Origin of the sequence: Halomonas sp. JS92-SW72, from assembly GCF_003547075.1 — a bacterium.
Classification (GTDB): domain Bacteria; phylum Pseudomonadota; class Gammaproteobacteria; order Pseudomonadales; family Halomonadaceae; genus Halomonas; species Halomonas alkalicola.
This window is the reverse complement of record NZ_CP032147.1, coordinates 3,383,361-3,408,736: the sequence shown is the minus strand read 5'-3', so window position 1 is coordinate 3,408,736 and position 25,376 is coordinate 3,383,361. Positions and strand designations below refer to the sequence as shown.

Here is a 25,376-nt window from a genome sequence, read left to right as displayed (position 1 = left end):
TCTGCGTTTCGTGCCTGCCGGCCGGAGTGCCTACATCTCGTCGGCGCGACGGCTCACCGTGCACCCCAGGCAGCGGCGGAAGGTCGCCTCGGCCGGGGTCTTGATCAGCGTCTCGGCGGCGGTGTCCACCCCGCCCCCCAGGGCGGTGAAGGGCAGCGAGACCAGAAACACCGCGGTGCCGGCCACGGTGGCCACCGCCAGCAGCGGCCGGGCAATCAGCGCATCGGCCACCATGGCGCCGCCGCTGGGACGGGCCTCCATGCGCTGCTGCTGGGCCACCGCCGGCGAGCTGCCCAGCATCGCCACCAGCGCCAGTACGAAGAAGAAAACGGTCCGCTTGCCCATCAGTGTCACTCCCCTGCTCCCTGCCGTCTCGGCGGCGTCTGTCATGCTGGCCGGCACCAAGTTGCCATCATGCCGAGCATGGCGCTCATCATCATTAGCTTCTAGAATGCCTGAGGTTACATCCTTTCACAGGATCTTACATCAGGGTAGACGGCTTTGCCCGCTTGCCCAACCCCGCAGGCCCCGCCTGCCCCAGCATGCAATGGAGCGCATGATGAAGCGTCTGATCGCCACCGCCGCCCTGACCACCCTGGTCGCCGCCCCCGCCTTCGCCCAGAGCTACCCCGGTGTGCCCGACGAGGGCTTCTACCTGGGTACCGCCATTGGCCAGTCCAAATTCAAGAACAGCGACTTCCGAGGAACTGTAAACACCGACCGCAAGGACACGGCATTCAAGCTGTTTGCCGGCTACCAGTTCAATCCCAATTTCGCCGTGGAAGCCAGCTATGTCGATTTCGGTGATTTCACGATCACAGACGTCTACAACAATGCGCCGGACAACTTTAAATATTCAGTGGATGGGTTTGGCTTTGCCCTGATAGGACGGCTGCCCATCGATGCGGGCTTCAGCGTCTTCGGCAAGCTGGGCATGATTGCCTGGGATGGCGACCTGAAAAATGATTACACAGAAGGCGGCCAAAGAGTTTCAGCCTCGGTAGGCCTGGACGGCACCGACCCCTTCTACGGTATCGGCGCCGAGTATGTGGTCAATCAAGTCATGATGCGCCTCGAGTTCGAGCGCTACGACATGAGCGACCAAGGTGAAGACCTCGACGTCGACCTGATCTCCGCCAGCATCGGCTACCGCTTCTAGGCCATCGCCGCTGCCCTTGAACCGCCCCGCCCTCGTGCGGGGCGGTTGCGTTATGGGGGCGGCGAGGCGAGGATGGCCCGTCTCATTCTCCACAGGTAAGCCGTGAGCCGCTCCACGCCCGCCAGCACCCCGCCCCCCGACGCCTCCCGCCGGCGCCTCTGGCTGCTGGCCTGGCCGATCATCCTCTCCAATATCACCGTGCCGCTGCTGGGCCTGGTGGATACCGCGGTGATGGGCCACCTGCCGGACTCCCGCTACCTGGCCGCGGTGACCCTGGGCGCCACCCTGTTCAGCTTCCTCTACTGGGGCTTCGGCTTCCTGCGCATGGGCACCACCGGGCTCACCTCCCAGGCAGTGGGCCGCGAGAACGACACGGACGTGCGCAACCTGCTCGGACAGTCGCTGCTGCTGGCGGCGCTGATCGGCACCCTGCTGATCCTCTTCTCGCGCCCGCTGATCGCGCTCGGCCTGTGGCTGCTGGGCGGCAGCGAGGTGGCCACGGCACTGGCCGCCGAGTATGCCGAGATCCGCATCCTCTCGGCGCCGGCGGTGCTGGCCAACTACGCCATCCTCGGCTGGTTCCTGGGCCAGCAGAACTCCCGGGTGACGCTCGCCATCCTGGTGCTCACCAACGGCATCAACATCGCCCTGGACCTGCTGTTCGTGGTGGGGCTGGGCATGACCAGCGACGGCGTGGCCTGGGCCACGGTGATCGCCGACTACTCCGCCCTGGCCTTCGGCCTGTGGCTGGTCTCGCGCCAGCTCAAGCTGCTCGAGGAGCGCTTCCTGCGCAGCCGGCTGCTCGCCCTTGCCGCCTACGGCGAGCTCTTCGCGGTCAACGCCAACCTCTTCGTGCGCACCCTGGGGCTGCTCTTCGCCATGGCCTTCTTCACCTCCAGGGGCGCGGTGCAGGGCGATACCGTGCTGGCCGCCAACGCCGTGCTGCTGCAGTTCATCATGCTCACGAGCTACGCCTTGGACGGCTTCGCCCACGCCGCCGAGGCCATCGCCGGGCGCGCCGTGGGTCGCCGCCGCTGGGACGAGTTCGGCCAGGCGGTGAGGAGTGCCGCCTGGCTCTCGCTGGTCACCGCCGGGGCCGCGGCCCTGGCCTTCGCCCTCGGCGGCCAGTGGCTGATAGCCCTGCTCACCGGCCTTCCGGAGGTGCGCGCCACCGCGGCCAGCTACCTGCCCTGGATGGTGCTGATGCCGCTGATCGCGGTGTGGAGTTACCTGCTCGACGGGGTCTTCATCGGCGCCACGGCGATCCGTGAGATGCGCAACAGCATCTTCGCCGGGCTCGCCGCCTACCTGCCCGCCTGGTGGCTCACCCAGGCGCTGCTGCCGGAGACGCTTACCAACCATGGGCTGTGGTTCGCCTTCACCCTGTTCGCGGTAGTGCGCTCGGGCGTGCTCGGCGCCTACTACCTGCGCCACCGCCGCACGCGCTGGCGCGACTGAGCCGGCGAGACGCACCGCCCGCCCCGGCCTGCTGCGTTGGCGAGCAGGGTGGCGCAAGCCCCTGAAGCTGCGCTACTTTCTGTGAGCACGCTAGACAAAAAAACACTCGATAACAGAAGAAGGGATCCCCCATGCTCAAGGCCCTCTCTCGGCCGGCCGTCAAGCTGGTCGAACGCTACCTGCCCGACCCCTATATCTTCGTGCTGCTGCTGACGGTGATCGCCGCCGCCGCCGCCATCGCCGTGGAGCGCCAGACGCCGCTCGCGGTGATGCGCATGTGGGGGGATGGCTTCTGGAGCCTGCTGACCTTCTCCATGCAGATGCTGCTGGTGCTGGTCACCGGCTTCATGCTGGCAAGCTCCCCACCGGTGAAGAAGCTGCTGCAGCGCCTGGCCGCCCTGGCCAAGGGGCCCGGCGGCGCCATCCTGCTGGTCACCTATGTGTCGCTGGCGGCCAGCTGGATCAACTGGGGCTTCGGCCTGGTGGTGGGGGCCCTGTTCGCCAAGGAGCTCGCCCGCCTGGTGCGGGTCGACTACCGCCTGCTGGTGGCCAGCGCCTACTCCGGCTTCGTGGTGTGGCACGGCGGCCTGGCCGGCTCCATTCCGCTGACCATCGCCACGGAGGGCCACTTCACCGCCGACCAGATCGGCGTGATCGGCACCGGCTCCACGATCTTCGCCTTCTTCAACCTGGCCATCGTGGTCTGCCTGTTCATCACCATCCCGCTGGTCAACCGCCTGATGCTCCCCGACGACAAGGAGAGCGTCTATGTGGACCCCAAGCTGCTGGGCGATGGCGAGGCGACCCGGGTGCGCATCACCCGCCCGGCGGAGCGTCTCGAGAACAGCGTCACCCTGGCCTGGCTGGTGGGCATCCCCGGCCTCATCTACCTGCTCGATCACTTCTTCCTGCGCGGCGGCGGCCTCAACCTGAACATCGTCAACTTCCTGTTCCTGTTCCTGGCCATCGTGCTGCACCGCACCCCGCGCAGCCTGCTGGAGAGCCTCAACGAGGCGATCAAGGGCGGCGCCGGCATCGTCATCCAGTTCCCCTTCTACGCCGGGATCATGGCGATCATGGTGCAGTCCGGCCTGGCCGCCAGCATGTCCGAGGCGCTGGTCTCCTTTGCCACCGAGACCTCGCTGCCCTTCTGGTCCTTCATCAGCGCCGGCATCGTCAACCTCTTCGTGCCCTCCGGCGGCGGCCAGTGGGCCGTGCAGGCGCCGGTGATGCTGCCGGCCGCCGAGGCGCTGGGCGTGGACGTGGCCCGAGTCTCCATGGCGGTGGCCTGGGGCGATGCCTGGACCAACCTGCTGCAGCCCTTCTGGGCGCTGCCGGTACTCGCCATCGCCGGACTGAAGGCCAAGGACATCATGGGCTTCTGCCTGATCCAGCTGTTCATCACCGGGGCAGTCATCTCGATCGGCCTGACCTGGTTCTGAGCCCACAGCGCCCCCGCCTGCCGGGGGCGCCCTCTTTTGCTTGCCTGGAGCGAGGCCCATGTCCTGGTTTCACCAGATGATCAATTCCGTCTCCCTGGCCATCGAGGGGATCGGGGTGATGATCATCGTTGCCGGTTTCGCCATGGCAACTCGGCGCTTCCTGCAGCACCGCCGCTTCTACGAGAGTCGCCACGCCTACCTGGAGTACCGCCACGGCATCGGCCGCTCCATCCTGCTGGGGCTGGACTTCCTGATCGCCGGCGACCTGATCAAGACGGTGATCGTGCTCAACAGCGGCGAGAGCGTGGTGACCCTGGCCGCGGTGGTGCTGATCCGTGCCTTCCTGGGCTTCACGCTGCATGTGGAAGTCGAGGGTCACTGGCCCTGGCAGCCGCCCCACCCGGCCCAGCGGCGCCGCAACCATCTGGACAACGGCCACGACGAGGAGCAGGGCAATCGCCCTGGAGACTGATATGGAACACACCGACCTGCCCGGCCAGCACGAGCTCTCGATGACCGTGCTGATGACCCCCGACATGGCCAACTTCAGCGGCAAGGTGCATGGTGGGGCCATCCTGAAGAAGCTCGACGAGGTGGCCTACGCCTGTGCCAGCCGCTTCTCGGGCCACTATGTGGTCACCCTTTCGGTGGATCAGGTGCTGTTCAAGCAGCCGATCCACGTGGGCGAACTGGTGACCTTCCTGGCCAGCGTCAACCACGTGGGGCGCTCATCCATGGAGATCGGCATCAAGGTGGTGGCGGAGGATATCCGCCAGAAGCTGATTCGCCATACCAACAGCTGCTACCTGACCATGGTGGCCGTGGACGACGAGGGGAAGCCCGCGCGGGTGCCGCCGCTGGCGCTGACCACGAAGCTGCAGCGGCTGCGCTTCGACAAGGCGGCGCTGCGCAAGAAGCTGCGCAAGCAGGCGGAGGAGGAGGAGCGCCGCACCCAGGAAGAGCACGGCGCGGCCGAGGATTAACCGCAGCCGATCTCGCTGATGACGTCGTCGTCATCCAGGCGCACGTTGAGACGATCCGGCCGGTAATCCAGGGTCACCGCCTCACCGGGGCGAATCACCCGCATGGCGGCCGCACCACTCTCGTCACGGATCGATTCCCCCAGGGCCTCGCTGTAGTCGCGTCCCACGCGGTCCTGCACCCGGGCCGCACCGCATTCGCCGCTGACCTCCACTCGGGGGGGCGGCGGCGCCGACTCATGGGGCGGTGGTGAGCTCATCCCGGCACAGCCGACCAGCAGCAGGCTGGCAATGACGGGGGGGAGTACCTTGAAGGGCATGGCCTTCTCCTCTTCCTTGATGAAAGGGCCGGGGCGGTCGCCCGGCCCGTGACGGGTCCGTTCGCTGTATCACTCGGTCGAGCGCTGGATCGCCTCGCCACCTCGCTCGATATCCTGGCCGGCACCGCGAATGGTGTTGCAGCCGGAAAGCAGCGGGAGAGTAAAGAGCGACAGCAGCACGATGGCCATGGTGCGTTGCATTGGCGTGCCTCCTTGCCAGTGGATCAGGGATACCCTCACCCAATCTAGCACCGTCGCCAGCGCTCTGCCGCGCTATCCCAGCAGCAGTCGCAGCATGATCGCCACGATCACGGCAAGGGTCAGCCACTTGACCCACAGCGCGCCCCGCGGGCTCACGTTGACCTTCACCCCCAGCCAGGCCCCCAGCATGCTGCCAGCCGCCAGCACTAGCCCGTAGCCCCAGCGCACCTGGTCGTTGACCAGGAACACCGCCAGTGCCGGCAGGGTATAGACGAGGATGATCAGCACCTTGAAGGCGTTTACCTGGCCCAGATCGATCTTCAGCATGCGGTAGAGCACCACGATGAACAGGATACCCACGCCGACCTGGATGAAGCCGCCGTAGAGGCCGATGGCAAACATCGCCAGGGTGACCGCGGGCGTCAACCGCTCGGCCGTCAGCGGGCGCGTGTCGAGCCGCGGCTGGGGCAGCAGCATCAGCACCGCGGAACCCGCCATCACTGCAATCAGGACCGCCTCGAACAGGGCGTCGCTGACCTGCAGCGACAGCCAGGCCCCCAGCAGCGCCCCCACCACTGCCGGCACCGACAGCCGCAGCGAAAGCCCCACATGGCGGGCACCGGCACGCAGGAAACTGGCCACCGCGGCAACGCTCTGCAGCACGATGGAGACGCGGTTGGTGCCGTTGGCGGCCTGGGGCGAGAGCCCGAGAAACATCAGCAGCGGCAGGGTCAGCATCGAGCCGCCCGCCGAGAGCACGTTGATGAAGCCGGCCACGACCCCGATCGAGAGCAGGGCCAGGGCTTCCAGCAGGTTCATGGGATCTCCTCATGACGACACCGGGTCAGGGGGCGCACAGCATAGCGGGGGCGGCAGGAGAACTCGAGCCGGAGGAGATGTGGCATGATGGCAGGCCACGCCCCGACATGAGGAGAGGACATGGAAGAGGCCGCTCTCGATGAGCGGCTGGTGGAGGGCAGCTACCCGGTAACCGAGCTACCCCTTTGCCAGCTGCGCCTGATGGATGACACCCGCTACCCCTGGCTGATGCTGATCCCGCGGCGGCGCGGGGCAAGCGAGGTATTCGACCTGAACGAGGCCGACCAGCAGCAGCTGTGGCGTGAGGCCAGCCGGGTCGGCCAGGCCTTCAAGGAGCTGCTGGGGGGCGACAAGCTCAACGTGGCAAGCCTCGGCAACGTGGTACCGCAGCTGCACGTGCATCTGGTGCTGCGCCGCCAGGGCGACGAAGCCTGGCCGGGGCCGGTATGGGGCCAGGGCGAGCCGCGCCGCTACGACCTGGACGGGCTCGCCGCCATGCGTGACCGGGTGCTGGCCATGGTGGAGGGGCTCGACCTCGACTAGGAGCCGAAGGGATGGCGAGGGGTCGTCCCCTCGGAAGGGCCTGCCGCCGGGGCGCTACGTGCCCCGGGATCCCCCAGCAGGGGCACCCCGGCAGGCTGGCTTGCGCCGGTCACGCTGAGCGACACCCCCAGTGCCACGATGGCCAGCCCGCCGGCAAGCGACGCCCAGCCCAGCAGGCGTCCGGCGCGCTGGGTCTGCTGGCGGGCCAGGCGCCGTTCCGCCCAGCCGCGGGCATAGACGCTGGCCAGGGCCAGGGCGGACACCGTCAGCGCCGTCCCCAGCGACATCACCATCACCGCCGCCACCCCGACCGCAAAGTGGCCGAGCAGGGTCGCGGCCCCCAGCAGCAGTACCGCCCCGCTGCAGGGCCGGATGCCGATGGCCACCACCGTGGCCAGGGCGGTACGCCAGTCGCCGGCCTGCTGTGGATCCACATGGTGGTGGCCGCTGCAGCAGTCATGGCCCTGATGATGATGATCGTGGTGGTGATGATCGTGGCGATGCCCATCCCCTGGAGAGTGGCCATGAGCAGTGCTGGCGTGGGCGTGGCCCACCGGCGCCGGCCGGCGCCGCAGCTGCCGGATCGCCCGCAGGCAGAGCCAGCCCCCCAGCAGCGCCACCATCACGAAGCTGGCCTGCTCCACCCACACCACGCTGCCCATGGCCTGGCGGGTCAGCCAGCCCAGGCCGTGCACCAGCACCACCACCAGGGCGATGGCCACCAGCCCCTGCAGCAGCGAGGCGGCAAAGGAGAGCCCCAGCGCCCGGCCCCGCGCCCCGCCCTGGGAGATCAGGTAGGTGGAGAGCACCGCCTTGCCGTGGCCGGGTCCCGCGGCATGAAAGACTCCGTAGCCGAAGCTGATACCGAGCAGGGTCATCCAGGCAGCGGACGACGGCGCGCCGGAGAAGTCGCTGATGGCCAGGGTCAGGGAGCGATGGAAGTCGCGCTGCCAGGCCACCACTTGCAGGCTCAGCCCCTGCAGGGCGGGCTGCAGCACCAGCTGCCAGGCCAGCAGGACGAGCAGCAGCGCCCCCGCCAGCCACAGCAGTCGCTTGAGCGTTACCGGCATGTCACCTCCCCCGTCTCGGCGAAGTGGCGCCCGAGTCCCGGCTCGGCCTCGTCATCCACGTCCAGCATGGCGGCACGCATGACCAGCTCCGGGTCGGGGCTGGGCTGATGGATCCGGGTCTCGCAGGCGAGCTCACCGCCCACCAGCAGGGCATCTTCCGCCGGCACGCGCTCCTCCTCCTCATGCACCATCTCGATGTAGTAGGTGGGGTCGAACACCTGGTAGCGCAGCGTCTGGCCGGCCAGCGGCTGCGGCTCGGACAGCGGCAGCAGGAAGATGAACTCGATCCGGCCGCCGCGCTCCAGCACGGTATAGTCGTTGACCGCATCGAACGCCTGCTTCTGGTCGCCCGAGTAGAGCTCGGTGTAGTAGCCATAGGGCACCAGATTGTCGCGGATCTCGCTGCCGAGCTGGTCCAGGGCGGCCTCGAGACCGTCATCGCCGCCAGCCTGGCCGAGCTCCTCCAGCACCACCAGGCTGTAGAAGGGGTCCATGCGCCATGACTGATGCAGGCCGGTGAGCCGGCCCTCGTCATCCACCACCAGGCGCATGCGCAGGTCGATCCAGCCGTGGGGGTGGGCGTGGGCCAGGCCGCTCATGGCGAGGCACAGCAGCGTCGTGGCGGCGAGGCCAAGGGGTCGTCGCAATTGGTCGAACATGGTGTCTCTCTGGTTCTTGAGCTTTGTGTCTTGCCGAGGTCGGTTCGGGGAGTGATCAGCGCCACATGCCGAGCTGGTCCTGCATCTCCACCAGCAGGCGGTCCAGGGTCTGCGGCGGCAGCGGGCGGCCGCCGCGGGTGGCGGCCAGGCTCACCCGGCTCTGTTCGCCCTCTCCCGAGACCTCCACCAGCACCCGGTAGCCGGGCCAGCGGGAGAACACCGCCTCCAGGCGGCCCAGATCGGCATCGGCGTGGCGCACCACATAGCCGTTGGCCATCAGCACCTGGGCGGAGGCCCGCAGCGTCGCCTCCGGCGCGTAGGCGAAATCGAGCTCGCGGGGCGGCTCCCGGGTCACTGGCGTGGCGCAGCCCGCCAGCAGCAGGGACAGCAGCAGCAGGCAGAGCAGGCGGCTCATGATGCGCCCCCCGCCTCGATGGCGTCGCGCAGCCCCCGGCAGAACTCCGCGGTGCTGGCGCTGCGCGCCTCGGCCAGCTCGCCGCGCCAGTCGATCACCTGGATATCGCGGCTCACCCGTACCTCGCCATCGCCGGCCAGCAGCGAGACCCGCTCCAGCTGGGTCGCGTCCCGCGTCAGGCTGCCCACACCGCCGAAGCCGATCATCACGCCGCTGCTCACCCCGCCGCGGCCACCGCCGATGCCGATGCCGCCGAACATGCCGCGGGAATCCCAGCGGTCGTAGCGATCGCCGTAGGCCGGCAGGATGCGCGTGCGCTCGGCGCTCACCAGCCCCAGGGCCAGGTCGGTGTGGCGAATCAGGAAGCCATCGGCCTCCAGGGCCTCCACGGCGGCACGCACCAGCGGCTGGATCGCCCCATCGCCGAGGGTCCAGCGGCACTCCGCCGCGGGGCGAGGCTCCGCCACCGGCAGCGTGGAGGGGGCGGTCTGGCAGCCAGCCACCACCAGCACGATTCCCAACACTATTATCCGCTCGAGGGGCAGCCGCCAGGGGCGCATGGTCAATCTCCGATCAATGGATAGGGGCAGTGTACGCATCGTCTCGGGCCGTGGAAACGGCAAGGCTTCAGCATACCGCCCGGGGGGGCTAAGCTGGGCCGAGAACCCGATACAAGAGCCCGCCCATGAAGATCCTCATCTGCCCGGATAGTTTCAAGGACGCCCTGCCCGCCGAGGCGGCGGCCCGCGCCATCGCCTGCGGCATCCGCCGCCTGGGGGAGCGGATCGAGGCGGTCGAGTGCCCCCTGGCGGACGGCGGCGAGGGCAGCCTGGACGCCCTGCTGGCCGCCACCGGCGCCGAGCGGCGCACCGCCACCGTCCAGGATGCCCTGGGGCGCCCCACCCGCGCCCACTGGGGGTGGCTGGCCGAGCGCCGCACCGCCTTCGTGGAGCTGGCCGAGGCCAGCGGCATCCAGGCGCTGGCCCCGGACGAGCGCACCGCCCTGCACAGCACCACCCATGGCGTGGGCGAGCTGATCCGCGCCGCGCTGGACGCCGGCGCCGAGCGGCTGCTGCTCACCCTGGGAGGCAGCGCCACCAACGACGGCGGCGCCGGCATGCTGGTGGCCCTGGGCGCCCGGCTGCTGGACAGCGCTGGACAGGACCTGCCCTCGGGCGGCGCCGCCCTGGCCGAACTGGCCGAGCTCGACCTCGCCGGGCTTGACCCGCGGCTGGCCGGGCTGCAGGTCGAGGCCGCGGTGGACGTCGACAACCCGCTGCTGGGGAAGCGCGGCGCCAGCGCGGTGTTCGGCCCCCAGAAGGGGGCCACACCGGAGGACGTGAGCCGGCTGGACGCCGCCCTGGCCCGCTTCGCCGACGTCACCGCCGCCGCGCTGGGCGAGGAGCACCGCGAGCTGCCCGGCGCAGGCGCCGCCGGCGGCATGGGCTTCGCCGCTCGCGCCTTCCTGGGGGCCGAGCTGCGCCCGGGCATCGAGCTGGTGATGGCCCAGGCCGGCTTCGAGGCGCTGCTCGAGGGCACCGGCCTGGTGATCACCGGCGAAGGCCAGCTGGACGGTCAGAGCCTCGCCGGCAAGACCCCGGTGGGCGTGGCCAGGGCCGCGCGAGCCCGGGGCGTCCCCGTGGTGGTGCTGGCCGGCCGCCTGGCGCCGGGCTGGCAGGCCGCCCTGGAGGAGGGCGTCACCGCCGCCTTCGCCCTGGCCGATGGCCCCATGGCGCTGGACGAGGCGCTCGAGCGCTGCGCCGAGCTGCTCGCCGACCGGGCCGAGAGCGCGGTGCGACTCTTCACCGCGGCAAGACCTTGACCCGGCTCACTTGTCAGCGGCATCGCTCACCAAAGGGTCATGCAGATCGGCTATGGTGGCCATGGCCAGAAATGCCTAACCACGCCTCTTGCCGAGAGGTTACGCTGTTTCCACTGCGTTCAAGGAGTCATTTGCATGAGCAACATCAATACCATCGGCCTGCACGAGGGCAGCGCCAGCCAGCTGGCCGAGAAGCTCAACGAGCTGCTGGCCAACTACCAGATCTTCTACATGAACGTGCGCGGCTATCACTGGAACGTGAAGGGGCCGCAGTTCTTCGAGCTGCACGCCAAGTTCGAGGAGCTCTATACCGACCTGCTGACCAAGGTGGACGAGGTCGCCGAGCGTATCCTCACCCTGGGCCACCAGCCGGTGCACGCCTACAGCGACTACGTGACCATGTCACGCATCGCCGAGGACAAGAACGTCACCGACGGCGAGGCCTGCGTACGCGGCACCCTGCAGGGTTTCCAGACCCTGATCGAGCTGCAGCGCGAGCTGCTCTCGCTGGCCTCCGATGCCGACGACGAGGGCACCGCCGCCCAGGCCGGCGACTATATCCGCGAGCAGGAGAAGACCGCCTGGATGCTCAACGCCTACCTCGGCTGAGCCGCCGCACCAGCCGGCGGAATCCGGCAGCGCACGACACCGCCTTCGGGCGGTGTCGCCGTTTTCGGTCACCCCCGCTGCGAATATGAAGAGATTGGGCAACCCCCGCCGGGCGGGCGGCCGCCCATGAACACGGCGATATACTGCCTCCATGGGCACTGGAACGCGCCCCACCTCGGCCCGACATGGAGGAAACATCATGAACCGACTATTGCTGGCCACCCTGATGGCCGCTCTGGCACTCGCCATGAGCCTGCCTGCCATGGCCGACCGCCACCGTCACGGCGGCTACCAGCCCCAGGTGCACCACCACTACCATCACCATGACCGTCGCGCCGACCGCGGCCGACACCACGCTCAGAAGCGCTACAAGGCCGCCAAGCGTGCCAAGCATCGCCACCGCACCCCGAGCCGCGTCGTGGAGCACCACTACTACTCCTCGCCGCCCCGCTATCGCGAGCCCCGCCGGGACCATCGGTACTACCATCGCGGCAGCACCGACATCCCGCTGGTGACCGTGGGCGGCTACCCGGCGGTGCGCATCCAGGTCAATCACTGACCCTCGCGGGCCAGGTCCTCGACCAGGGCCCGCAGCAGGTCCCAGAACTCCGCCACCGAGGCGATCTCCACCCGCTCGTCCGGGGAGTGGGCCCCGCGGATCAGCGGGCCGAAGGAGATCATCTCGAGCGCCGGATACTTGCCGCCGAGGATGCCGCACTCCAGCCCCGCATGGATCACCTTGACCGCCGGATCGCTGCCCAGCCGCTCGCGATGCAGGCGCCGGAAGCGGACCAGCAGGTCGCTGTCCGGCTGGGGCGTCCAGCCCGGGTAGGCGTTCTCCACCCGCACCCGGGCGCCAATCAGCTCGAACAGCGCCTTGAAGCGATCGGCCAGGTCGGCGGTGGCGCTGTCGCGCAGCGAGCGGACCAGGGCGCAGAGATGGAAGCGCCCGGCCTCGAGGCTGACCACGCCCAGGTTGTTGGAAGTCTCGACCACGCCGGACACCTCGCTGCTCATGCGCTCCACCCCGCAGGGGGCCGCATGCAGCGCCGCCACCAGCAGGTGGCTGGCCTGGGCGGTGAGCGCCTCGCCAGCGCCAGGCTCCGCCGGCTCGAGGGCCAGCGCCAGGCCATCGTCGACCCCGGCAAGCTCGGCACGCAGCTCCACCTCCAGCGCCGCTACCCGTGCCAGTGCCGCCTCGCGCTGGTCGGCAGGCAGGACCAGGGTGGCGAAGGCCTCCCTCGGCAAGGCGTTGCGCAGCGTGCCGCCGTGATAGTCCACGAGGCGCACCTCGCAACCCTCCAGAGCGCGCAACACCCGCACCAGCAGCCGATTGGCGTTGCCCAGCCCCTTGTGGATGTCCATGCCCGAGTGGCCGCCCCTGAGGCCGGTGAGCGAGAGGCGCATCGCCGCCTCGCCCTCGCCGATGGAGGCCGTCGGCAGCTGCGCCTCCACCACAACGTCGGCCCCGCCGGCGCAGCCGATATAGACCTCGCCGCGATCCTCGGAGTCCAGATTGAGCAGCAGCCGGCCCGCAAGCCAGCCCTCGGCCAGGTTGAGCGCCCCGCCCATGGAGGTCTCCTCCTCCAGGGTGAAGAGCGCCTCCAGCGGGCCGTGGGCCAGGGTGTCATCCTCGAGGATGGCCAGCGCCGCGGCGGCCCCCAGGCCGTTGTCGGCGCCCAGAGTGGTGTCGGTGGCGCGCAGCCAGCCGTCGTCGCCGATGCGGGTCCGGATCGGGTCGCGGGTGAAGTCGTGGGAGGAGCCGGCATTGGCCTGGGGCACCATGTCCAGGTGGGCCTGGAGGATCACCCCCGGTGCACCCTCGCAGCCCGGGGTGGCCGGCTTGCGCAGGCGCAGGTTGCCGAAGGCGTCGCGGTCGTGGGCCAGGCCCCGGGCCTCGGCCCACTGCTCAAGTACCGCCACCAGCGCCGCCTCGTGCCCGGAGGGGCGCGGCGTGTTGCACAGGGTGCGGAAGTGGCGCCACAGCGGCTGCGGCTCGAGCCGTTCGAGATGTTCGTTCATGAGATGTCTGCTCTGCGATAACCGGCTTACCTTACTCAGCCGGTGCTGGCAGGGGAAGTGGCCTCAAGCAGCACCGCCGCGCCCTGGCGCAGCCGGGCGGTGACCTCGCGGCGCCCGGTGACGCCGAGCAGGGCAGCCAGCCGTTCGCTGCTCGCCCCCTGGAAACCCCAGGCCACCAGCAGGCAGAGCGAGGCGTCACCGGCCGGCACGCCCCGTGCCAGGGCGTGGCGCACCAGCGCCTGCAGTGCCGGACGGGCCAGGGCCGGCTCGCGCTGCGCGAAGGCCACATCCTCCACGTCACGGCGGTCGGCGGCGTCCAATGCCGGCCCCTCCGCCAGCAGGGCGGCGGCGATCTCGGGGGCAAGTTCGCGCAGCTCGAAGGCCAGCAGTCCCGGCAGGGCGCGCCGGAAGCGTGCGGCAAGCCCTGCCACCAGCGCCTCGCCCCGCTCGGTCAGTGGGCGCGCCACCATTACCGCATGCTCCCCGGTGGCGGTCTCCCGGGTCAGCCCCAGGCGCAGAGTGACGAAGCCGAGCGAGCGCCAGAAGGCGAGCAGCCCAGGCTCGGCACCGAAGCTTGCGCCCAGCAGATCGACGCCGTCGCGGCGGGCCTGCTCGGCCTCCGCCTCGATCAGCCGCCGGCCCAGCCCGGCGCGTCGCTGAGGCTGGGCCACGGCGATGCGCACCACGCGACGCAGCCGGGCGGTGAGCGCCTCGCGGCTGCCGGCGTGGGCGGCCAGCGACTGGGCCATCAGGTGGCCGCGGGGGCGGCGCTCGCCGCGAGCCACCCGTTCGGCCAGCTCGGCATCGAAGCCCCCCTCATCGCCGGTGAGCATCACGCCAACCGGGGAGCGGTCGACCATCAGCGCGCCGATGCCGACGCCGGGGCCATCCAGCAGGCGACGCAGGTCCGCCGGCGTGGTGCGGTAGTGGGCCTGCACCAGCAGGCCGAACAGGGCGCGCAGCCGGGCCTCGTCCTCGGCCAGCTCGGCGGGCAGAACCCGCTGCCAGACCGGCGCCAGCGCTGACGCAGCCGGTTCCGGCTCGGCGTCCAGCAGCAGCAGCCGGTTGACCAGCCCCTCCAGGGGATCATCCGCCGCCCAGCGAATCGGCTCCCCCAGATGCAGGCCCTGCCAGTCGGGCGCCTCGCGAGCCAGCCGCGGCAGGAAGCGCACCGTGAAGCCACGCCCGGAGCCCTCGTAGCCGTGCACCGTGGTGGCGAAGGCGATGCGCGGGAAGGCACCCAGCCACTCGCCGAGCAGGGCGGCGGGTATCGCCGCGGCCTCGTCCACCAGCAGCCGAGCCCCGGCCCCGCCGGCCGCCCCCGCCTGGGCCAGTCGCGTCAGCTCGTCCGGTGCCACGAAGCGCACCCGCCGATCGCCCAGCCGGAAGTCGAGGCCCTGGCGCTCGCCTGCCGGGCAGAGCGTAGCGAGGCGCTCGAAGAGGCTCTCCACCGCCGCCGGCCGCGGCGCGGTGACCAGGATCTCCGCTTCGCCGGCGGCCAGCAGTCGCGCGCAGGCGATGCCCAGCGCCGCGCTCTTGCCACGCCCGCGATCGGCGGTGATCACCAGCGGGCGCCGCCGACGCTGGCGCACCAGGCGCGCCACCGCCTCGGCCTGGTCGTCGGTCAGGCAGTCGGGATCCGCGCTTTGGCGGCTCGGCTCGGAAGCAGCGGCTGGCGGGGCCGGCTCGGCAAGGGGTGGCAGCAGCGGTGCCTCCCCCGCCCGCCAGCGGATCGGCTCGGGAGCCGCCGCCAGCAGGCGAGCCAGCCGCCCCAGGTAGCGGGCGGTAAGCCGCTCCGGCAGGAACGGGTGCTCGGCCAGGCGGGCGTAGTCGGCATCGGGGCGCGCGCCCCAGTCGGGCGGGGTCATCAGCACCAGCAGCCCGCCGGCGCGCAGGGTGCCGGCCAGGGCGCCGAAGGCATCGGGATCGAAGCCCGCGCCTGCGGACACCACATCCACCACCAGCAGGTCCTGCTCGCCGCCCAGGCGGCTCCTGGCTCGCCCGGGAGCCAGGCAGGCATCTCCGGCCAGCCCCGGAGGGGCCTCGGCGGCCACCCACAGCGGCGCTTGCCAGGGGCCAGCTCTCCATAGCGCCAGCGCCGCCTCACGACAGGCCGGCGCCTCGCCGGTCAGCCACACCAGACCGCGCCAGCGCCGTCGCGCCAGGTCGGCGGCCCGCTCCACTATTGCCTTGACGCCATGCTGCCTTAGCGCCTCTGGCGACTCCCTCTGCCCCGATAGAGGCTGGCTTTCCGAGGCCTGCGGCATGGTTTTCCTCCTGACGGCAGCTACTACCTTGGTCGCAATGCTCATTGCATTCAACGCTGCCGGCTCAGAAATAGCCAACAGGAAATTCATTTAAAACACTAATAATAATAGAAAAAATCTGACGCATCGCCTCTGCCAGCCACCATCCAGGCACCTCGCCCCATGTCGCCAGCAGGCTATCGATTATGACAGCGGCAGCGTGCTAGCTTGGCATGGCTGCCGAGTCTGCCCGTCCGGTCAACCGCGGACCGCAGGCGCCGCCGCCCCACCATCGTCACACAATAGGGGCCGGCTCCGGCACTCGATACGTCTTCTCGACCAACACCAATAACCCGCACAGGGAGCACTCCATGAAGAAGATGACCAAGTTTGCCCTCACCGGCCTGGCCGCCGGCGTGGCACTGGCCGCCCTTGACCGATCAGTCAGACAGGACTGCCGCCTGACTTGCCGTACACAGGATTTGACAATAACTCGGTGCTCAAGGAGGAGGGCGGCAAGATGGAGCTGCGCTTCAACTGGCAGACCCTGAACCACCGCTACAAGGAGACCCAGACCTTCTTCGGGGCCTCCTTCTACACCCTGGACGTGTCGGGCGAGTCACCGCTGATCACCCGCAAGGTAGTGCAACTCAATAACGACTATATCCACCAGGTCATCGATATCTATCACATCTGAGATATCTACCACGTCTGAGATGGACGATGGCTGTGCGGCACGGACGCTGCCTCAATAACAAGCGACTCAATAACAAGCAAAGGCTCCAAGCCTTCACCTCTGATAATCCGGAAAACCACAATGAAAACCACCTTCAAGAAGTGCGCCCTGACCTCCCTGATCGCCGCCGGCATGGCCGTGGGCAGCGCCGCCTACGCCAGCGACAACGGCGCCGTCAAGCTCGGCCTGATGCTGCCCTATACCGGTACCTACACCGCCCTGGGCGAGGCGATCACCAACGGCCTGGAGCTCGCCATCGCCCAGCATGGCGACCAGCTCGGCGGCCGCGATGTCCAGTACGTGAAGCTCGACTCCGAGGCCAACCCCTCGCGGGCACCCCAGAACATGAGCCGCCTGGTGCGCGGCGACAACGTCGACTTCGTGATCGGCCCGGTGCACTCCGGCGTGGCCATGGGCATGCTGCGGGTGGCCCAGCAGACCGGCGCCATCACCATCATCCCCAATGCCGGGCTCGGCGCCGCCACCAACGAGCTGTGCATGCCCAACGTCTTCCGCACCTCCTTCAGCATGTGGCAGGACAGCTACCCCATGGGCAAGGTGGCCTACGAGATGGGCCATCGCCGCGTCGTGACCATCACCTGGGACTACGCTGGCGGCAAGGAGGACCTGGCGGGCTTCGAGGAGGCCTTCACCGAGGCCGGCGGCGAGATCGTGCGCCAGATCCTGGTGCCCTTCCCCAACACCGAGTTCCAGAGCTACCTGGCCCAGATCGCAAGCGACAGGCCCGATGCGGTCTACACCTTCTTCGCCGGGGGCGGCGGTGTGAGCTTCGTGCGCGACTACGCGGCCGCGGGCCTCAAGGACTCCATTCCGCTGCTCGGCTCGGGCTTCCTGACCGACGGCAACCTGGCCGCCATCGGCGAGGCGGGCGAGGGGGTGATGACCACCCTGCACTACGCCGAGACCCTGGATACCCCCCAGAACCGCGCCTTCGTCGAGGCCTATCAGGAGGCCTACGGCCAGATGCCCGACACCTATGCGGTGCAGGGCTACGACACCGGCATGATGCTGGTCCAGGCCATGGAGGCCGTGGGGGGTGACACCTCCGACCGCGAGCGGCTGATCCAGGCGCTGGCCAATGTCCAGCTGGACAGCCCGCGGGGGCCGATGAGCTTCTCCGCCTCCCACCACCCCATCCAGAACGTCTACCTGCGCGAGATTCGCAACGGCAAGCATGAGGTCGTCGGCATCGCCCACGAGAACCTCGAGGTGCCGGACGAAGCCTGCCGCATGTAACGGCGGCGTCACTGGATAACGGGGCGGGCGCCGCTCGCCCCTCGGTCACGATTCTCGGAGGGGTCCCATGGATCTCGCATTCTTCGGCGTGCAGCTGCTCAACGGGCTGCAGTACGGCCTGCTGCTGTTCCTGATCGCCAGCGGTCTCACGCTCATCTTCGGCATCATGGGCATCATCAACCTGGCCCACGGCGCCATGTACATGATCGGGGCCTACCTGGTCTACGACCTGACCTTTCGCCTCGGCAACTTCTGGCTGGCCATCCTGGTGGCGATCCCCATCGCCATCGCGCTCGGCCTGATCATCGAGCGGCTGTTCCTCGACACGCTCTACAAGCGCGACCACCTCTACCAGGTGCTGCTGACCTTCGGCCTGATCCTGGTGCTCAACGAGATGCAGCGCATCATCTGGGGCGGCGACGTGCACAGCGTGCCGATCCCCGAGCTCTTCAGCGGGCGCATCCAGCTCACCGACAACCTGCAGTACTCCCACTACCGGCTGTTCGTGATGGGCGTCTGCCTGGCGCTGGCCGGCGGGATCTACTGGGTCATCCGCCATACCCGGCTGGGCATCATCATCCGCGCCGGCGCGGTCAATCGCGACATGGTAGAGGGGCTCGGCATCAACGTGCGCACCCTCTTCACCCTGATCTTCAGCGTGGGGGTGGCGCTGACCGCCTTCGCCGGGATGATCGCCGCGCCGCTCACCTCCATCGCCCCGGGCATGGGGGACAGCATCCTGATCACCTGCTTCGTGGTGGTGGTCATCGGGGGCATCGGCTCGATCAAGGGCGCCTTCTGGGGCGCGATCCTGATCGGCATGGCCGAGACCTTCGGGTCGGTCCTGATTCCCAGCCTGGCCAGCATGGTCATCTACCTGATCATGGCCGCCGTGCTGCTGGTCAAGCCACGCGGGCTGTTTGCCTGAGGGAGAATTGACATGTTGCATCGCTATCCCAAGCGCGTCGTCATCATCATGCTGGTGCTGACCACCTTCGTTGCCCTCTTCCCGCTGTGGGGCCCCGCCGTCTTCGGCGCCCAGAGCGACTTCATGATGGAAAAGATGACCCTGATGCTGATCCTGGCGCTGTTCGCCATGAGCCTGGATCTGCTGGTGGGCATCGTCGGCCTGGTCAGCCTCGGCCATGCCCTGTTCTTCGGCCTCGGCGCCTACACCCTGGCGCTGGCCAGCCCCGCCTTCAGCCCCGCCGCCATCTGGTGGATGATGCCGTTGGTGATGCTGGTCGCGGCCCTGGCCGCGCTGGTGGTGGGCTTCCTGGTGATCCGCACCAAGGGCATCTTCTTCATCATGACCACCCTGGCCTTCGGCCAGATGCTCTACTACTTCGTCAACACCTCGCGACATACCGGGGGCACCGACGGGGTCTTCATCATGTTCCGGCCCAGCGTGGAGATCGGCGGGAGCGTGCTGCTCGACCTCGACAACCCGCTGACCTTCTTCTACTTCTGCCTGGCCATGGTGGTGGTGGGCTACCTCTTCCTGCGCTGGCTGACCCGCTCCTTCTATGGCCAGGTGCTCGACGGCATCCATGACAACGAGCACCGCATGGAGGCGCTGGGCTATGCCACCAGCCACTACAAGCTGGTCGCCTTCGTGATCTCCGGGGTGATGGCCTCCATCGCCGGCATGCTGGCGGCCATGCAGTACGGCTTCGCCAACCCGGCCCAGCTCGGCTGGCACACCTCCGGCGAGGTGCTGATGATGCTGATCCTGGGCGGCATGGGCACCATCTTCGGCCCGATCCTCGGCGCCTTCGCCTACGAGATCCTGCAGCACACCTTCGAGCACATGACCACCCACTGGCCGATCCTGATGGGCATCACCATCATCCTCGCCGTACTGGTGCTGCCCCGGGGCATCGCCGGGCTGATCATCGACCCGCCCAGCCGCGAGTCGCTGGCCAAGTCGCCGCTGCTCAAGTGGCTGAAGCGAGAACCGGCCGCCACGCCCACCGAGCCGGCCAAGCCTGCCGTGTCTGCCACAAGCAAGGAGGGCTGAGTCATGAGTGCCACGACACATCACGACGTCCTGCTTGAGACCCGGGGCCTGACCCGCCGCTTCGGCGGCCTGGTGGCGGTCAACGACGTCGACTTCACGCTCCGCCAGGGCGAGATTCACGCCATCCTCGGCCCCAACGGGGCGGGCAAGAGCACCCTGATAAACCTGCTCTCCGGCGAGTTCCCGCCCTCCGAAGGCGAGATCCTCTTCCAGGGGCAGCCGATCCAGGGCAGGAAGGCGCGCCAGATCGCCCGGATGGGCATCGGCCGCAGCCACCAGAAGACCAACATCTTCCCGCGCCTCACCTGCCTGCAAAACTGCCAGCTGGCGGCGCGTATCCACCTGGGCGGCGTCTTCGGCAGCTGGCGCTCGCGCCATCGGGCCCTCGAGGTGGACCAGCGCGCCCAGGAGGTGCTGGAGACCTGCCAACTGGTGCATCGTGCCCATACCCCGGCCTCGGCGATGAGCTACGGCGAGCAGCGCCAGCTGCAGATCGCCATGGTGCTGGCCACCGCGCCCAAGCTGATGCTGCTCGATGAGCCCATGGCCGGCATGGGCCGGGAGGAGACCGCCCAGGTCACCGAGCTGCTCAAGGGGCTCTCGGACCGCTATCCGCTGGTGCTGATCGAGCACGACATGGACTCGGTGTTCCGCCTGGCCGATCGCATCACCGTGATGGTCGACGGCTGCGTGCTGGAGACCGGGCCCACCGCCCAGATCCGGGCAAGCGAACGGGTGCGGGATGTCTATCTTGGCCGTCATCATGAGGAGTCCGCCGCATGAGCGCTTCATCGACCGCGACCCCGCTGATCGAGGCGAAGGGTCTGCACACCTACTACGGCGAGAGCCATGTGCTGCACGGGATCGACCTCACCCTGATGCCCGGCGAGACCCTGAGCCTGATGGGGCGCAACGGCATGGGCAAGACCACCACCCTGAAGTCGATCCTCGGCTTCGTGCCGCCGCGCCAGGGGGCGGTCAGCATCAAGGGCAAGCCTACCGCCAAGCGGCGGCCCTGGCAGCTGATCCGCCAGGGCATCGGCTACGTGCCGGAGGGGCGCGGCATCTTCCCCGGCATCAGCGTGCGCGAGCACCTGATCATGGCGGCGCGCCCCAACGAGCGCGGCGAATCGCCGTGGACCCTGGAGCGGGTGCTGGACACCTTCCCGCGGCTCGGCCAGCGCATCAATCACGACGGCTCCTTCCTCTCCGGGGGCGAGCAGCAGATGCTCTCCATCGGCCGGGCGCTGACCACCAACCCTGACATGATCATCCTGGATGAGGCCACCGAGGGCCTGGCGCCGCTGATCCGTGACGAGATCTGGAAGATCATCCGCGAGATCAAGGCCTCCGGCATCGCCAGCATCATCGTCGACAAGAACATCGACAACCTGCTGGAGGTGGCCGACAAGCACCTGCTATTGGTCAAGGGCGAGGTGGTCTACAGCGGTGATTCCCAGGGGCTCAGGGAGGATCCGTCGATACTCGACACCCATCTGGGCGTTGCCTGACGCCGCAATTTTTAACCCAAGGGAAGCGCTGATTTATGTCGCGAGCGCAGCAATTAATCAGTGTTTTCCAAAACGGAGCCAATGATGCAGCTACACAAGGACTGGTCGATCCCCGCCGTCACGGCGGGCTTCGTGGCGGTGCTGATCTCCTACGCGGGGCCCCTGGCGATCTTCTTCCAGGCCGCCCAGAGCGCGGAGATCACAACGGCCATGATGACCTCCTGGGTCTGGGCGATCTCCATCGGCGCCGCCGCCTCCGGCATCCTGCTCAGCCTGTGGCTGAAGGTGCCGGTGGTGACGGCCTGGTCGGCACCGGGGACGGCGCTGTTGGTCACCCTGTTCCCGGGGCTGTCGCTCAATGAGGCGGTGGGGGCCTACCTCACCGCCGCGGCGATCCTCTTCGTGGTGGGCATCACCGGCTCCTTTGATCGCATCGTTCAGGCGATCCCGCCGGGCATCGCCGGCGCCATGATGGCGGGTATCCTGTTCCAGTTCGGCGTAGGGGTCTTCGTCTCTCTGGAGTCGGTGCCGGCGCTCGCCGTCGGCATGGTGATCGCCTACCTGGCCTTCAAGCGGCTCACCCCGCGCTACAGCCTGATCCTGCTGTTGCTCGTCGGCGTGGTGCTGGCCGTGGTGCTGGAGGGGGCAAGCCTGCAGGGCGTGTCGGTGAGGGTGGCCGAGCCGCAGTTCATCCGCCCCGAGTGGACCTGGAACGCGACGCTCAGCCTGGCGATCCCGCTGGTGCTGGTCAGCCTCACCGGGCAGTTCCTGCCGGGCATGGCGATCCTGCGCACCTCGGGCTACAGCACGCCGGCCAGGCCCATCGTCACCGTGACCAGCCTGACCTCCTTCGTGACGGCCTTCTTTGGCGGCATCACCACGGTGGTGGCGGCCATCACCGCGGCGATCTGCACCAGCAAGGAGGCCCATGAGGACCCCGACAAGCGCTACGTGGCCGGGGTGGCCAACGGGCTCTTCTACCTGGTGGGCGGCACCTTCGCCGGCACCATCGTGCTGCTCTTCACCTCCCTGCCCGGCGAGTTCGTGGCGATCCTGGCGGGGCTGGCGCTGATCGGCGCCATCACCAGCAACGTCAGCGCCTTCGCCGCCCACAAGGACCACCTGGAGGCCTCGGTGATCACCTTCATCGCCACCGCCTCCGGGATCAGCTTCCTAGGCCTGGGCTCCGCCTTCTGGGGCGTGGTGGTGGGGGCCCTGGCCTACCAGCTGCTGCACCGACCCTTCACGCTGTCGCGGCGGGATGCCACTGCGGCGGCTTCCGAGAAACAACAATAGGCGCCAGGCGCCGATCACAGACGTGCCGGGTCATTCCGACAACTCGCCCGGCGCTTCGAGGAGAACCTTCATGCAGACGATCCATGTGGCCCTGGACGAGACCGACCATTCCCTGCGCGGCCTGGCGCTGGGCCGTAACCTGGCGGCCCAGCTCGGGGTCTCCCTGAGCGTGGTATCGGTGGTCGCCGACCCGGCCCAGTCCGAAAGGCGGCGCGAGGCCCTCAGGGCTCGGCTGGCCGAGGAGACGACCGCCGGCCACGAGTCGATACCCGTCGAGGTGATGGTGAACGACAGCGCCAAGGACGCCCTGGCGAGCCTGGCCGACCAGGAGGGCGTTGGGCTGTGCCTGGGCGCCCACGGGCGCCGCCCGGTGCCGGAGATGCTGATCGGCAGCGTCACCGCGGGGGTGGTGCGCCGCGCTAGTCGCCCCGTACTGCTGTGCGGGCCCCGCTACGCGCCCGAGCGTCACGCCCGGGTGGAGGTGGTGATGGTATGCGTGGATGGCTCCCCGCTTTCCGAGGCGATGCTGCCCCACGCGGTGGCGCTGGCCGAGCGCTTCGGGGCGCGGCTGCAGCTGCTGCAGGTGATCGACGCCAGCGCCATGGCGGCGGCCGCCGGGGAGGGCAGCCCGGGCGACGTGATGGAGTCCGGCTACGTGCACGGCCTGGCGCGGCGCCTGGAGCGGGAGTACCGCCTCGAGGTGGACTGGGAGGTGCTGCACGGCACCCCAGCCGACGCCATCGTCAGCTACCTGGCCGATAGCCGCGACGTGATGCTGGCCATGACCACCCACGGGCGCAGCGGCCTCTCCCAGGTGGTGGCCGGCAGTGTCAGCCATGAGGTGCTCCACGAGGCGTGCTGCCCGGTGGCGGTGCTCAGGCCAAAGGGCTGATGCGGATCAATTTCTGGTCGCCTGAGGTGGGCTAGGCTGGGGGAAGCCGAATCACTACCGAGGGGGTCCCCATGCTCGCTATCACCTCTGCCATGCGCCGCATGGCCCACGCCTGGCGTTGCCGCCAGCAGCGCCAGGCGTGGAGCGCCCTGGACGCCGACCAGCAGGAGCTGCGGCTGCGCGACCTGGGGCTGGCACGCCTCGACGAATCGCTCTTCTGGTCCGGTGAGCGTTCGCCCCTGGAGCAGCTGCCGCGGATGATGGCGGTCTACGGCGTCGAGCATGCCGACACCATCCTGGCCGGCCCCGGCGTGCGCCGCGACCTGGAGCGGGTCTGCTCGCTCTGCCCGGAGAAGGCCCGCTGCCGGCGCGTGCTGGCCAGCGAGCCCGACGTGGATGCCTGCGGCTTCTGCCCCAATGCCTGCACCCTGGAGGCGCTGCGGCGGCATTGAGCGGCGGGAGGGGGGGGCCACATCGAGCCGTGAACTCAAGAAAGCCGACTCCAGGAGGAGCCGGCTTTTTTTCGGTATGATCGGGTCATCAGGCACAAAAAAAGCCAGAACCTCTCGGTTCTGGCTTTTTTCGGTATTTGGTAGCGGGGACCGCCGACCTTGGAACAAGAGGGAACCGATGACCGTCATCGGCCCCAAAGCAAAACGCCGGTTCCCTGGGGAACCGGCGTTTCGATATTTGGTAGCGGGGACCGCCGACCTTGGAACAGGCGCGAACCGATGCCGGGTCATCGGGCACAAAAAAAGCCAGAACCTCTCGGTTCTGGCTTTTATCATTTGGTAGCGGGGACCGGATTTGAACCGATGACCTTCGGGTTATGAGCCCGACGAGCTACCAGACTGCTCCACCCCGCATCAACGTGAGGCGCATTTTACAGGGATTACCCCTTTAGTCAAGGGTCCGGGTTCAAACGCTCGTCCCGGCACCGCTTCATGGTCCATACTCCGCGGAGTTGTCATCAAACTGGCAACGCTGCAAAGAATAATTGGTGTGCAGGCCGAGGTGGCCTGGCCACAGCGTCATGACAATCAGGGAGGTTACAATGGCCAACAACGCAATCGTTGCTTGGGTGACCGGTGGAACCGGCGGCATCGGCAGTGCCATCTGTCGTTCGCTGGCCGATGAGGGCTACCAGGTGGTGGCCGGCTACCACAATCCGGAAAAGGCCAAGAGCTGGCTCGAAGCCCAGAAGGCGGATGGCTACACCAACATCGATATCGCCGGGGTGGACCTGGTGGATTTCGAGGCCTGCGTGAACGGGGTCAAGGAGATCGAGGCGAAGCATGGCCCGATCGGCGTGCTGGTGAACTGTGCGGGCATCACCCGCGATGGCACCATGAAGAAGATGACCCCCGAGCAGTGGCACGAGGTCATCGACACCAACCTCAACAGCGTCTTCAACACCTGCCGCAGCGTGCTCGACACCATGCTGGAGCAGCAGTACGGCCGGATCATCAACATCTCCTCCATCAACGGCCGCAAGGGCCAGTTCGGCCAGGTGAACTACTCGGCCGCCAAGGCGGGCATGCACGGCCTGACCATGGCACTGGCCCAGGAGACCGCCACCAAGGGCATCACCGTGAACACCGTGTCGCCGGGCTATATCGCCACCGACATGATCATGAAGATCCCCGAGAAGGTGCGCGAGTCCATCCGCGAGACCATCCCGGTCAAGCGCTACGGCAAGCCGGAGGAGATCGGTCGCCTGGTGGCCTATCTGGCCCACGAGGAGTCCGGCTTCATCACCGGCGCCAATATCGACATCAACGGCGGCCAGTTCATGGGCTGATCGCCCCGGTTTCCTGCGCCCTCTGGTCACCGATCGACCAGGGGCAGACGTAACGACACGAAGCGCGAGGCGATCCCTCGCGCTTCTGCTTTTCTGGC

General features: G+C 68.5%; 29 protein-coding genes and 1 tRNA gene. 19 read left to right on the top strand and 11 right to left on the bottom strand.

From position 1 onward, the window contains the following. Positions 1-30: 30 nt before the first annotated feature. Positions 31-345, bottom strand: coding sequence for a hypothetical protein (locus D1793_RS16030; RefSeq protein WP_110070128.1), 315 nt, complete (start codon positions 343-345; stop codon positions 31-33). A 214-nt stretch (positions 346-559) separates the two neighbouring features. On the opposite strand from D1793_RS16030, the gene D1793_RS19515 reads away from it, so the two are divergent. The 5 genes from D1793_RS19515 to D1793_RS16005 all read left to right on the top strand — a co-directional run bounded on the left by D1793_RS19515 (position 560) and on the right by D1793_RS16005 (position 5,042). Beyond that, the gene (locus D1793_RS19515) at positions 560-1,159 is read left to right on the top strand and encodes an outer membrane beta-barrel protein (RefSeq protein WP_162899994.1); all 600 of its coding nucleotides are present in this window, start codon (positions 560-562) and stop codon (positions 1,157-1,159) included. A 102-nt stretch (positions 1,160-1,261) separates the two neighbouring features. Further along, complete coding sequence (locus D1793_RS16020) at positions 1,262-2,617, top strand: MATE family efflux transporter (RefSeq protein ID WP_119023032.1); 1,356 nt, start codon at positions 1,262-1,264, stop codon at positions 2,615-2,617. A gap of 131 nt (positions 2,618-2,748) precedes the next feature. Then, complete coding sequence (locus D1793_RS16015) at positions 2,749-4,059, top strand: short-chain fatty acid transporter (protein ID WP_119023031.1); 1,311 nt, start codon at positions 2,749-2,751, stop codon at positions 4,057-4,059. Between the two features lie 58 nt (positions 4,060-4,117). Continuing rightward, complete coding sequence (locus D1793_RS16010) at positions 4,118-4,531, top strand: DUF1622 domain-containing protein (protein ID WP_162899993.1); 414 nt, start codon at positions 4,118-4,120, stop codon at positions 4,529-4,531. Position 4,532: 1 nt separating this feature from the next. Continuing rightward, positions 4,533-5,042 carry an acyl-CoA thioesterase gene (locus D1793_RS16005; RefSeq protein ID WP_119023030.1) on the top strand — a complete coding sequence of 170 codons (510 nt, stop codon included), beginning with the start codon at positions 4,533-4,535 and terminating at the stop codon, positions 5,040-5,042. On the opposite strand, the gene D1793_RS16000 is transcribed toward D1793_RS16005, so the two are convergent. The 3 genes from D1793_RS16000 to D1793_RS15990 all read right to left on the bottom strand — a co-directional run bounded on the left by D1793_RS16000 (position 5,039) and on the right by D1793_RS15990 (position 6,379). Continuing rightward, positions 5,039-5,359 (bottom strand): I78 family peptidase inhibitor, encoded by a 321-nt coding sequence (locus D1793_RS16000; protein WP_240407696.1) that lies wholly within the window; start codon positions 5,357-5,359, stop codon positions 5,039-5,041. The two genes, D1793_RS16005 and D1793_RS16000, sit on opposite strands and share 4 nt — an antisense overlap. Positions 5,360-5,428: 69 nt before the next feature. Further along, positions 5,429-5,560, bottom strand: coding sequence for an entericidin A/B family lipoprotein (locus tag D1793_RS15995; RefSeq protein WP_119023029.1), 132 nt, complete (start codon positions 5,558-5,560; stop codon positions 5,429-5,431). 72 nt (positions 5,561-5,632) lie between these two features. Further along, on the bottom strand, positions 5,633-6,379 hold the full coding sequence (locus tag D1793_RS15990; protein ID WP_119023028.1) for a sulfite exporter TauE/SafE family protein: 747 nt from the start codon (positions 6,377-6,379) through the stop codon (positions 5,633-5,635). Positions 6,380-6,499: 120 nt separating this feature from the next. On the opposite strand from D1793_RS15990, the gene D1793_RS15985 reads away from it, so the two are divergent. Continuing rightward, positions 6,500-6,922: an HIT family protein gene (locus tag D1793_RS15985; RefSeq protein ID WP_119023027.1), complete on the top strand. Its 423-nt coding sequence runs from the start codon at positions 6,500-6,502 to the stop codon at positions 6,920-6,922. On the opposite strand, the gene D1793_RS15980 is transcribed toward D1793_RS15985, so the two are convergent. From D1793_RS15980 to D1793_RS15965, 4 genes are read right to left on the bottom strand one after another with little or no spacing between them, the layout of a single operon-like run. Further along, entirely contained in the window at positions 6,919-7,992 is a 1,074-nt protein-coding gene (locus tag D1793_RS15980) for a nickel/cobalt transporter (protein WP_119023026.1), read from the bottom strand. The two genes, D1793_RS15985 and D1793_RS15980, sit on opposite strands and share 4 nt — an antisense overlap. Continuing rightward, a complete protein-coding gene (locus D1793_RS15975) occupies positions 7,983-8,651 on the bottom strand; it encodes a DUF1007 family protein (protein WP_119023025.1) in 669 nt (222 codons plus the stop codon). The genes D1793_RS15980 and D1793_RS15975 overlap by 10 nt, the downstream gene beginning before the upstream one ends. 55 nt (positions 8,652-8,706) lie before the next feature. Continuing rightward, on the bottom strand, positions 8,707-9,066 hold the full coding sequence (locus D1793_RS15970) for a hypothetical protein (protein ID WP_119023024.1): 360 nt from the start codon (positions 9,064-9,066) through the stop codon (positions 8,707-8,709). Then, complete coding sequence (locus D1793_RS15965) at positions 9,063-9,626, bottom strand: hypothetical protein (protein ID WP_162899992.1); 564 nt, start codon at positions 9,624-9,626, stop codon at positions 9,063-9,065. The genes D1793_RS15970 and D1793_RS15965 overlap by 4 nt, the downstream gene beginning before the upstream one ends. 125 nt (positions 9,627-9,751) lie before the next feature. Here D1793_RS15965 and D1793_RS15960 point away from each other — a divergent pair, with 125 nt between their 5' ends. The 3 genes from D1793_RS15960 (at position 9,752) to D1793_RS15950 (ending at position 12,056) form a co-directional block, all read left to right on the top strand. Beyond that, positions 9,752-10,888, top strand: coding sequence for a glycerate kinase (locus D1793_RS15960; protein ID WP_119023022.1), 1,137 nt, complete (start codon positions 9,752-9,754; stop codon positions 10,886-10,888). A 135-nt stretch (positions 10,889-11,023) separates the two neighbouring features. After that, a complete protein-coding gene (locus D1793_RS15955) occupies positions 11,024-11,497 on the top strand; it encodes a Dps family protein (RefSeq protein ID WP_119023021.1) in 474 nt (157 codons plus the stop codon). 199 nt (positions 11,498-11,696) lie between these two features. Beyond that, the gene (locus tag D1793_RS15950) at positions 11,697-12,056 is read left to right on the top strand and encodes a hypothetical protein (RefSeq protein WP_162899991.1); all 360 of its coding nucleotides are present in this window, start codon (positions 11,697-11,699) and stop codon (positions 12,054-12,056) included. Here the strand turns inward: D1793_RS15950 and D1793_RS15945 are convergent. Further along, positions 12,050-13,519 (bottom strand): aminoacyl-histidine dipeptidase, encoded by a 1,470-nt coding sequence (locus tag D1793_RS15945; protein ID WP_119023019.1) that lies wholly within the window; start codon positions 13,517-13,519, stop codon positions 12,050-12,052. The two genes, D1793_RS15950 and D1793_RS15945, sit on opposite strands and share 7 nt — an antisense overlap. Before the next feature lie 35 nt (positions 13,520-13,554). Then, a complete protein-coding gene (locus D1793_RS15940) occupies positions 13,555-15,786 on the bottom strand; it encodes a GNAT family N-acetyltransferase (RefSeq protein ID WP_119023018.1) in 2,232 nt (743 codons plus the stop codon). A 475-nt stretch (positions 15,787-16,261) separates the two neighbouring features. Here D1793_RS15940 and D1793_RS15935 point away from each other — a divergent pair, with 475 nt between their 5' ends. From D1793_RS15935 to D1793_RS15895, 9 genes are all read left to right on the top strand, one after another. Next, complete coding sequence (locus D1793_RS15935) at positions 16,262-16,462, top strand: aromatic-ring-hydroxylating dioxygenase subunit beta (RefSeq protein WP_240407695.1); 201 nt, start codon at positions 16,262-16,264, stop codon at positions 16,460-16,462. Positions 16,463-16,582: 120 nt separating this feature from the next. Next, a complete protein-coding gene (locus tag D1793_RS15930) occupies positions 16,583-17,758 on the top strand; it encodes an ABC transporter substrate-binding protein (RefSeq protein WP_119023017.1) in 1,176 nt (391 codons plus the stop codon). Between the two features lie 67 nt (positions 17,759-17,825). After that, entirely contained in the window at positions 17,826-18,686 is an 861-nt protein-coding gene (locus tag D1793_RS15925; RefSeq protein WP_119023016.1) for a branched-chain amino acid ABC transporter permease, read from the top strand. A gap of 12 nt (positions 18,687-18,698) precedes the next feature. After that, positions 18,699-19,778 carry a branched-chain amino acid ABC transporter permease gene (locus tag D1793_RS15920; protein ID WP_119023015.1) on the top strand — a complete coding sequence of 360 codons (1,080 nt, stop codon included), beginning with the start codon at positions 18,699-18,701 and terminating at the stop codon, positions 19,776-19,778. Positions 19,779-19,781: 3 nt separating this feature from the next. Beyond that, a complete protein-coding gene (locus D1793_RS15915; protein WP_119023014.1) occupies positions 19,782-20,561 on the top strand; it encodes an ABC transporter ATP-binding protein in 780 nt (259 codons plus the stop codon). Further along, entirely contained in the window at positions 20,558-21,289 is a 732-nt protein-coding gene (locus tag D1793_RS15910; protein ID WP_119023013.1) for an ABC transporter ATP-binding protein, read from the top strand. The genes D1793_RS15915 and D1793_RS15910 overlap by 4 nt, the downstream gene beginning before the upstream one ends. A gap of 84 nt (positions 21,290-21,373) precedes the next feature. Beyond that, the gene (locus tag D1793_RS15905) at positions 21,374-22,585 is read left to right on the top strand and encodes a benzoate/H(+) symporter BenE family transporter (RefSeq protein ID WP_119023012.1); all 1,212 of its coding nucleotides are present in this window, start codon (positions 21,374-21,376) and stop codon (positions 22,583-22,585) included. A 70-nt stretch (positions 22,586-22,655) separates the two neighbouring features. After that, on the top strand, positions 22,656-23,477 hold the full coding sequence (locus D1793_RS15900; RefSeq protein ID WP_162899989.1) for a universal stress protein: 822 nt from the start codon (positions 22,656-22,658) through the stop codon (positions 23,475-23,477). Positions 23,478-23,548: 71 nt separating this feature from the next. Then, positions 23,549-23,929: a hypothetical protein gene (locus tag D1793_RS15895; RefSeq protein WP_119023010.1), complete on the top strand. Its 381-nt coding sequence runs from the start codon at positions 23,549-23,551 to the stop codon at positions 23,927-23,929. Positions 23,930-24,266: 337 nt separating this feature from the next. On the opposite strand, the gene D1793_RS15890 is transcribed toward D1793_RS15895, so the two are convergent. Beyond that, positions 24,267-24,343 (bottom strand) — tRNA-Met (locus D1793_RS15890). 188 nt (positions 24,344-24,531) lie between these two features. Between D1793_RS15890 and phbB the strand changes: the two genes are divergently transcribed. Continuing rightward, positions 24,532-25,278, top strand: a complete 747-nt coding sequence (phbB, locus tag D1793_RS15885; RefSeq protein WP_119023009.1) for an acetoacetyl-CoA reductase — start codon at positions 24,532-24,534, stop codon at positions 25,276-25,278. Positions 25,279-25,376 lie beyond the last annotated feature (98 nt).

Excerpts from the sequence above, each read along its gene's own strand:
- D1793_RS15905 (WP_119023012.1), top strand. The coding sequence starts at position 21,374 with ATGCAGCTACACAAGGACTGGTCGATCCCCGCCGTCACGGCGGGCTTC.
- D1793_RS16015 (WP_119023031.1), top strand. The coding sequence starts at position 2,749 with ATGCTCAAGGCCCTCTCTCGGCCGGCCGTCAAGCTGGTCGAACGCTAC.
- D1793_RS15910 (WP_119023013.1), top strand. The coding sequence starts at position 20,558 with ATGAGCGCTTCATCGACCGCGACCCCGCTGATCGAGGCGAAGGGTCTG.
- D1793_RS15995 (WP_119023029.1), bottom strand. The coding sequence starts at position 5,560 with ATGCAACGCACCATGGCCATCGTGCTGCTGTCGCTCTTTACTCTCCCG.
- D1793_RS15980 (WP_119023026.1), bottom strand. The coding sequence starts at position 7,992 with ATGCCGGTAACGCTCAAGCGACTGCTGTGGCTGGCGGGGGCGCTGCTG.
- D1793_RS15965 (WP_162899992.1), bottom strand. The coding sequence starts at position 9,626 with ATGCGCCCCTGGCGGCTGCCCCTCGAGCGGATAATAGTGTTGGGAATC.
- D1793_RS15925 (WP_119023016.1), top strand. The coding sequence starts at position 17,826 with ATGGATCTCGCATTCTTCGGCGTGCAGCTGCTCAACGGGCTGCAGTAC.
- D1793_RS15955 (WP_119023021.1), top strand. The coding sequence starts at position 11,024 with ATGAGCAACATCAATACCATCGGCCTGCACGAGGGCAGCGCCAGCCAG.
- D1793_RS15930 (WP_119023017.1), top strand. The coding sequence starts at position 16,583 with ATGAAAACCACCTTCAAGAAGTGCGCCCTGACCTCCCTGATCGCCGCC.
- D1793_RS15895 (WP_119023010.1), top strand. The coding sequence starts at position 23,549 with ATGCTCGCTATCACCTCTGCCATGCGCCGCATGGCCCACGCCTGGCGT.
- D1793_RS15900 (WP_162899989.1), top strand. The coding sequence starts at position 22,656 with ATGCAGACGATCCATGTGGCCCTGGACGAGACCGACCATTCCCTGCGC.
- D1793_RS15945 (WP_119023019.1), bottom strand. The coding sequence starts at position 13,519 with ATGAACGAACATCTCGAACGGCTCGAGCCGCAGCCGCTGTGGCGCCAC.
- D1793_RS15975 (WP_119023025.1), bottom strand. The coding sequence starts at position 8,651 with ATGTTCGACCAATTGCGACGACCCCTTGGCCTCGCCGCCACGACGCTG.
- D1793_RS15985 (WP_119023027.1), top strand. The coding sequence starts at position 6,500 with ATGGAAGAGGCCGCTCTCGATGAGCGGCTGGTGGAGGGCAGCTACCCG.
- D1793_RS16030 (WP_110070128.1), bottom strand. The coding sequence starts at position 345 with ATGGGCAAGCGGACCGTTTTCTTCTTCGTACTGGCGCTGGTGGCGATG.
- D1793_RS15950 (WP_162899991.1), top strand. The coding sequence starts at position 11,697 with ATGAACCGACTATTGCTGGCCACCCTGATGGCCGCTCTGGCACTCGCC.
- D1793_RS16010 (WP_162899993.1), top strand. The coding sequence starts at position 4,118 with ATGTCCTGGTTTCACCAGATGATCAATTCCGTCTCCCTGGCCATCGAG.
- D1793_RS15915 (WP_119023014.1), top strand. The coding sequence starts at position 19,782 with ATGAGTGCCACGACACATCACGACGTCCTGCTTGAGACCCGGGGCCTG.
- D1793_RS15970 (WP_119023024.1), bottom strand. The coding sequence starts at position 9,066 with ATGAGCCGCCTGCTCTGCCTGCTGCTGCTGTCCCTGCTGCTGGCGGGC.
- D1793_RS15920 (WP_119023015.1), top strand. The coding sequence starts at position 18,699 with ATGTTGCATCGCTATCCCAAGCGCGTCGTCATCATCATGCTGGTGCTG.
- D1793_RS15960 (WP_119023022.1), top strand. The coding sequence starts at position 9,752 with ATGAAGATCCTCATCTGCCCGGATAGTTTCAAGGACGCCCTGCCCGCC.
- D1793_RS19515 (WP_162899994.1), top strand. The coding sequence starts at position 560 with ATGAAGCGTCTGATCGCCACCGCCGCCCTGACCACCCTGGTCGCCGCC.
- D1793_RS16000 (WP_240407696.1), bottom strand. The coding sequence starts at position 5,359 with ATGCCCTTCAAGGTACTCCCCCCCGTCATTGCCAGCCTGCTGCTGGTC.
- D1793_RS15940 (WP_119023018.1), bottom strand. The coding sequence starts at position 15,786 with ATGCCGCAGGCCTCGGAAAGCCAGCCTCTATCGGGGCAGAGGGAGTCG.
- D1793_RS15990 (WP_119023028.1), bottom strand. The coding sequence starts at position 6,379 with ATGAACCTGCTGGAAGCCCTGGCCCTGCTCTCGATCGGGGTCGTGGCC.
- phbB (WP_119023009.1), top strand. The coding sequence starts at position 24,532 with ATGGCCAACAACGCAATCGTTGCTTGGGTGACCGGTGGAACCGGCGGC.
- D1793_RS16005 (WP_119023030.1), top strand. The coding sequence starts at position 4,533 with ATGGAACACACCGACCTGCCCGGCCAGCACGAGCTCTCGATGACCGTG.